The organism is Loigolactobacillus backii, assembly GCF_003946275.1.
GTDB lineage: Bacteria > Bacillota > Bacilli > Lactobacillales > Lactobacillaceae > Loigolactobacillus > Loigolactobacillus backii.
Genome location: NZ_RHNQ01000032.1, coordinates 21,485 through 29,710, shown reverse-complemented (window position 1 = coordinate 29,710; position 8,226 = coordinate 21,485). Strand labels below are relative to the sequence as shown.

Here is an 8,226-nt window from a genome sequence, read left to right as displayed (position 1 = left end):
CTTTTTTATTTTTCTGATTTTCAAAACAGACAAAAAACCGGTATTAGTTATTCACCAATACCAGAAAGTGTAGACCCCCTTTTACCAGTCAGTGTACTTTTTTTCACTTTTTTCTTATGCGATGTTGTTACTTGATGTCGCTTCGGTTTTACCACTTTATTCGAATGTTGTTTCGCCGCTGAAGTTGTTTGGGTTGACTGCGCCGCATAAGAAAAATGATCATAACCAATTACACCCACCAATATAACCACTAACCCAATCAGAACACGTCTGGCTATTTTGATAGTTCTAATTAACCCATAATAACCCGTTCGGCCATTCCGCAGCCGAGCATAATGCACATATGTAAAATAAAAAATGATAATTGTTAGCACGATTAAACCGCCAACTAAAATCTCCCCCCAAAGCATCCTAACACCTCCTCGTATTACAATTCACAAATTATTATACCAGTAAATGATCTATCGTATCGTTCATAACGCACTTTAATCATTTTCCTAATTATTGATACCTAAAAAAGTTTTGTAAAAGATCATTTGTTAGCTCACATTAATGCCAAATTCATAGAGACACCTATGCTTGTCGTAATTTACGCAATAATAATTTGGCCGTCCGCAAATCAAATTTTTTTGTTTGCAATAATTTGGCCGTTAACCATTGAACCTCATTGGTTGTTGCACCGGCAGAAATTGCTAGGCTTTTTGCTTGAAGCGCCATATGTCCCTTTTGAATTCCTGTCGTTACCAGGGCCTTTAAGGCGGCCAGGTTTTGTGCCAACCCGATAGCGGCAACGACACGCATTAAATCTTCCGCGCTATTGATTCCCGCCAGTTTTTGGTTAGCCTGAACAATGGGTAGGGTTTTTGTGGCCCCACCGACAAAACCTAGTGGTAATGGTAACGTCAACGCACCAACTAATTTATCTTCGTGGACATGCCACTGGCTTAGCCCCCGGTATTGGCCGTCCCGTGCAGCGTAGGCCTGAGCACCACTTTCAATTGCCCGAAAATCATTGCCACTCGCAATCACGGCAGCGTCAATGCCATTCATAATTCCTTTATTGTGGGTTGCTGCCCGGTAAGGATCTAATTGCGCTACTTGACTGGCCGCACAGATTTTTGCGGCCACCTGATTGCCGGCTAAACGCTGAATTTCAAAAACCGACACGGGAATGACACAACTTGCCGTCACCAAACTTTCAGTTGCGTAATTAGAGAGAATACTCATTAAACAGTTATCCTGGCGCGTAGTGGTCAGCTCACTAGCAACTGCTTCCAACATTGTATTTAACATGTTGGCTCCCATTGCCTGTTTGACGTCGACAATTAAATCAACTGACAAGAAGGCGCTGCCTAAAATACGCACACGTAAATCTTTTGCACCACCACCGCGTTTAACAATCGACGGGTGAGCAGCATTGGCTACCTCCAGCAAGTGTGTTTTATCCATTAACAAATTTTGTTTAGTCCGTTCTGGCTGGGCAACGTTTTCTAAAATAATTTGTCCAATCATTTGGCGGTTTTGAATTTTAGTTTGAAAGCCGGTACCTTGAGCCGCCATTTTGGCACCGTTACTTGCCGCTGCAATCACGGAAGGTTCTTCTGTCACCATTGGAACATCATGCATTTCGCCATCAACTAAAACCTGCCGCGCCACTCCCTCTGGCAATGGAAAAAGTGTCAATTGATTTTCCACCAATTGATTCGCTCGCTCTTGCGTTAATCCCTGATCATTTAAAAAATATTGATAGGCACTATTATCTAAGTGCCCTTCTTGACGTAAGGTTGTTAACCGTTGCAAACGTGATTGTTGATAAAATTTCACGACTTTGGCCTCCACTAATTTTTGTTTTCTTCCATTGTAACAAATAAATTTTGCAGCCAGTCTGATAAGTTTCTTAAAAACTGGTCAAGTGAGTTAAAAAAAATGACCAACTGTTATATACTAGGACTTGGCTAACTAAGAGTAAGTTATTCAATTAATATAAAGGAGTGTTTAGTTTGAAAAAGATTTGGAAACTAGCGCAAGTCGCCCTAGTTGGTTTATTAGTTGCTGTGGGTGTTTCTTACGCGACCACCCCAACCCAAGCTGCCAGTTTAAGCAATGCCGCCAAGAAGGAACTGAACCAAAAGGGAACTTTAAAGATTGGCCTAGAAGGTACCTTTCAGCCATACAGTTACAGCGATAAAGGTAAATTGACTGGTTACGAAGTTGAGCTTGGCCGTGACCTTGCGAAACAAATGGGTTTAAAACCAGTTTTCGTCCAAACACAATTTGATTCACTAATTGCCGGCCTAAATGGTAGCAAGTACGATATTATTTTAAATAATATGGCGAAGAACCCGACACGGACCGCCAAGTATAACTTTACTTCACCTTACATTTACGGCAAATCAGAAATTGCCGTTAAAAAGAGTAATAAGAGTATCAAGAAAGCTAAGGACATTAAGGGTAAAAAGATGGCCCAGACGGCTTCAAGCAACAATGCTACTGATGCCCAACGTTTAGGCGCAACCATCGTCTCTAGTAGTGGCTTTGAACAATCAATTGAGCTTGTTGAACAAGGTCGTGCTGATGGGACAATTAACTCTGTTGACGCCTTTGGTGCTTATTTAAAACAAAAACCAAAAGCTAACATCAAATTAATCAAAGCCGATTCATCCATCAAAACACAACAAATTGGTGGTATGTTAAATAAGAAGGATAAAAATTTAACGAAGGCCACTAACAAGGCTTTAAAGACACTTCGTAAAAATGGCACTTTAAAGAAACTCTCTGTTAAGTATTTTGGACAGGACGTTACCAAAAAATAAGTTGCAATAACGATTATTTGAAATTATTGGTTTAACGTCAATCTATTTGTGGGAGTGGGACAAAAGTCGTTTTTGGGTTTACTGCGTAACGTAGGCTAATCGAATAACCGTACTATGGTTATTTGATTAGCCGTAGTTAGGCACGTGAACCCAGACTTTTGGCGCACGTTCTAGGGTAACGTTCAGAAACAATGAGAGGCTAGGGACTTTTGTCCCAGCCTCTTTTAATATTTAGATTGCTGTGCTACAAATAAATATCAAAAAACTTAGGAGAAAAGACATCTTTTGCGCTTGCACAAAATAGACATTAGAGCACTTAGGAGGCTTTACATATTGACTAGTCAGACTTGGCATTTAATTTTAACATCACTGCCACCAATCATTAAGGCCAGCGTCACCTATACGATTCCATTGACCTTAATTTCATTTACCTTAGGATTATTGCTAGCATTACTGACGGCAATGGTTCGTTTATCACCAATGCGTGGCCCTTTTCAAATTGTTCGTGGCCTCTTTTGGGTTTACGTCTGGATATTCCGGAGTACCCCATTACTAGTGCAACTATTTATTGTTTTCTTTGGTTTACCTAATATTGGGGTACAATTCAGTCCTTGGATTGCGGCCATTATTACTTTCACCTTAAACGTTGGTGCTTACAGTTCGGAAACTATCCGTGCAGCAATTTTATCAATTCCCAACGGTCAGTGGGAAGCCGCCTACACGCTTGGAATGACCAGACCGCAAGTTCTCTTTCGAATTGTTTTACCACAAGCGGCACGTGTTTCACTACCCCCGCTATCTAATTCGTTCATTGGCCTAGTTAAGGACACTTCACTGGCTTCTAGTATCACAATCGTTGAAATGTTCATGGTTGGTCAACAAATTGCCGCCAAAACCTACGAACCGCTATTGCTTTATTCGCTGGTTGCGTTTGTTTACCTAATTATTTGTACTGTATTAACTATTTTACAGAGCTATTTAGAAAAATGGACCTCGCGTTACATCCAGACTGGTAACAACTAAAGTGAATTTAAAAAACTTAGGAGGTTAAGCATGCTACAACTCGCGCACATTAATAAAATCTACGGAAAACGCAAAGCTTTAAACGATATCAATATTCAGTTTCCCGACCACGAAACAACTGTTATTGTTGGGCCATCTGGATCTGGTAAATCAACCCTCTTACGTTCACTTAATTTATTAGAACGTCCAGAAAGTGGGCTTTATAGTTTTGATCAACAAACAATTGATTTTAGTCAACCAATAGCCGAAAAAGAAGTTCTTCAACTACGACGAAAAACAGGAATGGTGTTTCAAAGCTTCAATCTTTTTCCGCACCTTACTGTCTTAAAAAACGTGACCGAAGCACCGATTCACGTTTTGCATCAGGATAAGGCTACCGCCGAAAAAACTGCGCGCCAACTTTTACAGCAAGTTGGCCTAGATCAAAAGGCCAATCAATACCCAATGGAACTTTCCGGTGGTCAGCAGCAGCGTGTTGCAATTGCTAGAGCCTTGGCCATGCAGCCTGAATATATGTTTTTTGATGAACCAACCTCTGCGCTTGATCCAGAATTAGAAGCAGAAGTTTTACGCGTATTATTAAACCTCGCCAAACAGCATAACTCCATGATTGTTGTAACGCATAATATGGAATTTGCTAAAGGTGTTGCTGACCAAATTGTCTTTTTAGAAGAGGGCCGGATCCTGTTTTGCGGTTCACCACAAGAGTTCTTCTCGGAACCAACTCAGCGAATCCACGATTTCTTGTCAGCAATGAGTTTTACTTCTTAAAGAGTTGGAAAATTGTGACAATTCCTTCTAAACAAAACAAATAGCATTAGTTGTCTATCATCACTTCAAAAAGTGATTGAATAACACAACTAATGCTATTTTTAATCTAGAGAGTGTTTGAAAAGGCGGTTAGATTATGGAGTATAGCCTACTACTCCGCGATGGAAGAGGAATATTAGCAAAGAACGCTAATATTCTTTGATGCTACGGACGTTGACCATTCTTGTGGCGAAAACCTTGCCGCAAGAAACATGGCAGCCGGGCGAAAAGAGACGCGCAGCGGATCGTTCGACCGGCGTAGCTATACGCAATAATCTGCTTTTTCGGACACGTTTCCACTAGAGTGTTTGAAAAGGCGTCCAGGTTCTGAGGATTAGCCTAGATTGACGAATTATCTGTGAAACAGATGATTTGGCGATCGTAGCTAACCGCAAGAACCTGCCTTTCCAAACACGTTTCCACTAAATTTGCCATAGAAACACTAGTAAAAGCAGTTTCCAAACATGTCCTAAGCCCTTTATTACGAACGTTGACCAATTTTCCCTTCTTCTTGTAATTGAGCCACGTGCTCTAGTAAAATTCCTTCCCGCACACCGTTCTGCGAGAAAACAACTCGATCAGAATCCAAGAACCGGAGAATCGTTACAATCGGTGTCATCCCACCAGCAATAATGTCCGCTCGTTCCTTCGTTAGGCCGGGAATTTTCTTTCGGCCAGCCAAATCTTTACTGATCACTTCTGCATAAACCTGATTAACGGAGGCCACACTCATCCGAAAACCATGAATGTTTTCAAAATGGCGGAAATCACTTTCCTTGCGTTTAATCTTGGCCAAAGTTCGGTTACTGCCACCTAAGGCAACAATCGGTAAGTTCTGGCCCTTGCGCAACCACCAAACATCGTTAAAAAGTTGGTTAACAAAGGTTGTTTCCCAGAATAAATCTTCGGCCTTAATTTTATCAGTTCCGTTTTTAAAGAAACGCTCGGTCAAATTAACTGCACCAACAGGTAAACTAATTAGATTGGTCGCTTTACCATTTTGCACTAAAATTAATTCGCAACTACCGCCGCCGGTATCCATAATAACGCAATTACTAACGGGTAAAGTGTTGATTACGCCGACAAAATCATAGTGTGCTTCTAAAGTACCTGGAATAACCTCAAGTTGTAAACCAGCGACTTCATCAGCGACCTGCTTTAAAAACTTCTTTTGGTTTTTCGCCATTCGCGTGGCAGCAGTCGCAATTGCCCGGACCTTTAAATTGGGTAATTTACTGTATTCATCACGAAACTTTTTTAACGCGGTAATTGTTCGTTCAATCGCAGGCTGTTGTAAATTTTGATCCGCACCCATATCTTCGGATAGCCGTACCATTTCTTTTAACTGCTTGATAACTTTATAAGTACCATCGTCTTCAATCTCACTAATCGTTAAGCGGGCAGAATTAGAGCCGAGGTCGATTACTGCAAAATTCTCCACTAGTTATCTCCTCCATCATCCTGATTTTTTTGCACTGGTACAAAATGATCAATCGGCTGCGGAACAACTTTTGGTGTCTGACTTTTACGCTCCGCCGCAGCAACTAAATAGTCCTGGACGTTCAGCGGTGTCAGGCCGCGCCGATCAACTTTTTGATAACTTCCATCAGCCTGTAAAACACGTGTCTTAATATTGTCATCCCACATCAAATTATAAATGCGCCACAATTCCGCCTTAACTTTAGGATCAAGAATTGGAAATAGCAACTCCACACGGCGGGAAATATTTCGATTCATTAAGTCGGCACTGGATAAATAAAGCTTTTCTTCGCCACCCGCATAAAAATAGTAAATACGGCTATGCTCTAAGAAACGACCAACGATTGAGTGAATCGTCACATTTTCACTAACCCCTGGTATACCAACCTTCAGACAACAAATACCACGCACAATAATATCCACCTTAACGCCGGCAGCCGCCGCCTCGTAAATTTTCTCAATCATTTGTTTATCGGATAGCGAGTTCATTTTCATCCGAATAATGGCCTTTTTGCCAGCCTTGGCATTTTTGATTTCATCGTCAAAGCGATCGTTCAAAAACGGCCGAAGCGTAATTGGTGCAATATTTAGTTCCTCAAAGTGGTCTGGTTCCGAAAAACCGGAAAGCATATTGAAAATATTTGACGCATCGACGCCCATTTTAGGATCTGCCGTAAACAGGCCCATATCCGTATAGCCCTTAGCCGTAACGTCATTATAATTACCGGTAGCCATGTGCATATAACGCTTAATACCATCATTTTCTCGCCGCACAACTAACAACAATTTACAGTGTGTTTTCAATCCAACTAGCCCGTAAATAACATGGCAGCCTTTTCGTTCTAACTCATGGGCCCAGTGAACATTGTTTTCCTCATCAAAGCGGGCTTTAAGTTCCACCAATACAGTTACTTGTTTACCATTCTGCGCCGCCTCACCAAGATAACGAATAATCGGTGATTTACTAGAAACCCGGTAGAGGGTCATCTTAATTGCCAGTGTATCCGGATCAATGGAAGCCTGCTTAACCATTTGTACCACTGGTTCAAAACTATCGTAAGGATGGTGCAGGAAAATATCCTGTTGGCGAATTGCCGCAAAGATATCCTTTGTCCGCAAAATTGGTTGTGTATACGGTTTAAATGGTGGAAACAGTAAGTCATCGTGATCTTTAACTTGTTTAACTAGTTTACTTAAAAAGTTTAAGTCAATCGGCCCCTTGATTGCGTAAACATCTTCTTCATGAACTGCCAAGGCCTTGATTAAACGTTTACGTAAATTCTTACTCATTGTTGCCTCAATCTCTAAACGCATGACACTAGTATGATCGCGCATTGCCAGTTGATGGACAATTTCCTTCATTAAATCAGAGGCATCCTCTTCGGCCACATCAAAATCCATATCCCGAATAACGCGAAATGCCTTGATCTCCTTAACTTTAAAACCAGTGAATAATTCACTAATAAAAGGCTTCATTAGTTCTTCGAGCAACATAAATTGGTTATCACCAGGCAGAGCAACCACTCGCGGAAACACATCCGGTACCTGTACCATCGCAAAACGGCGTTCCTTTTTTTCCTCAGTCTCATCTTTTTCGCTCTTAACCAAGCGCAAGGCCAAATTCAACGTATTATTACCAATAAATGGAAATGGCCGGGAAGTATCCACTGCCATTGGCGTTAAAACAGGGTATAGAATTTGATGGAAATACTGACTAACAAAGGAGAGTTGCTTCTTTGACAACTCATCTTGGTGTAAAAGGCGAATATCCGTTTTTTCCAATTGCGGTACTAGTGAACGCGCCAACGTCGAATATTGTTTATCAACCAATTGATGAATCTTTTTACTCAACGCGGCTAATTGCTGCGTAGGTGTCATCCCTGCGGCATCAGGCTCACTATAATTGACAACCTGCATCTTACGCAACGACGCAATTCGGACCATAAAGAACTCATCCAGATTACTTTGGGTGATGCCCAAAAAGCGAACACGTTCCAATAAAGGGTTCGTTTTATCCCGCGCCTCTTCTAGAACCCGATCATCAAAATCAACCCAGCTTAGTTCACGATTAACAAAATATTCCGGTTTATTGTAATTCATG

The 8,226-nt window shown here is 41.2% G+C and carries 7 protein-coding genes; 3 read left to right on the top strand and 4 right to left on the bottom strand.

The features are described from left to right. Positions 1-47: 47 nt before the first annotated feature. Together EKM61_RS07095 and EKM61_RS07090 are read right to left on the bottom strand one after the other, a co-directional pair. Positions 48-410, bottom strand: coding sequence for a hypothetical protein (locus EKM61_RS07095; protein WP_068222075.1), 363 nt, complete (start codon positions 408-410; stop codon positions 48-50). A gap of 163 nt (positions 411-573) precedes the next feature. Further along, positions 574-1,869, bottom strand: a complete 1,296-nt coding sequence (locus EKM61_RS07090) for a hydroxymethylglutaryl-CoA reductase, degradative (RefSeq protein WP_075168937.1) — start codon at positions 1,867-1,869, stop codon at positions 574-576. A 140-nt stretch (positions 1,870-2,009) separates the two neighbouring features. Here EKM61_RS07090 and EKM61_RS07085 point away from each other — a divergent pair, with 140 nt between their 5' ends. The 3 genes from EKM61_RS07085 (at position 2,010) to EKM61_RS07075 (ending at position 4,607) form a co-directional block, all read left to right on the top strand. Beyond that, positions 2,010-2,813, top strand: coding sequence for a transporter substrate-binding domain-containing protein (locus EKM61_RS07085; protein WP_404802805.1), 804 nt, complete (start codon positions 2,010-2,012; stop codon positions 2,811-2,813). 333 nt (positions 2,814-3,146) lie between these two features. Beyond that, entirely contained in the window at positions 3,147-3,836 is a 690-nt protein-coding gene (locus EKM61_RS07080; protein WP_068222065.1) for an amino acid ABC transporter permease, read from the top strand. A 30-nt stretch (positions 3,837-3,866) separates the two neighbouring features. Further along, positions 3,867-4,607, top strand: a complete 741-nt coding sequence (locus EKM61_RS07075; protein ID WP_068222062.1) for an amino acid ABC transporter ATP-binding protein — start codon at positions 3,867-3,869, stop codon at positions 4,605-4,607. Positions 4,608-5,127: 520 nt separating this feature from the next. Here the strand turns inward: EKM61_RS07075 and EKM61_RS07070 are convergent. Both EKM61_RS07070 and EKM61_RS07065 read right to left on the bottom strand, forming a co-directional pair. Next, positions 5,128-6,087, bottom strand: coding sequence for a Ppx/GppA family phosphatase (locus tag EKM61_RS07070; RefSeq protein ID WP_068222059.1), 960 nt, complete (start codon positions 6,085-6,087; stop codon positions 5,128-5,130). Beyond that, positions 6,087-8,225 carry an RNA degradosome polyphosphate kinase gene (locus EKM61_RS07065; RefSeq protein ID WP_068222050.1) on the bottom strand — a complete coding sequence of 713 codons (2,139 nt, stop codon included), beginning with the start codon at positions 8,223-8,225 and terminating at the stop codon, positions 6,087-6,089. Before EKM61_RS07065 ends, EKM61_RS07070 begins: the two co-directional genes overlap by 1 nt. Position 8,226: the final 1 nt, after the last annotated feature.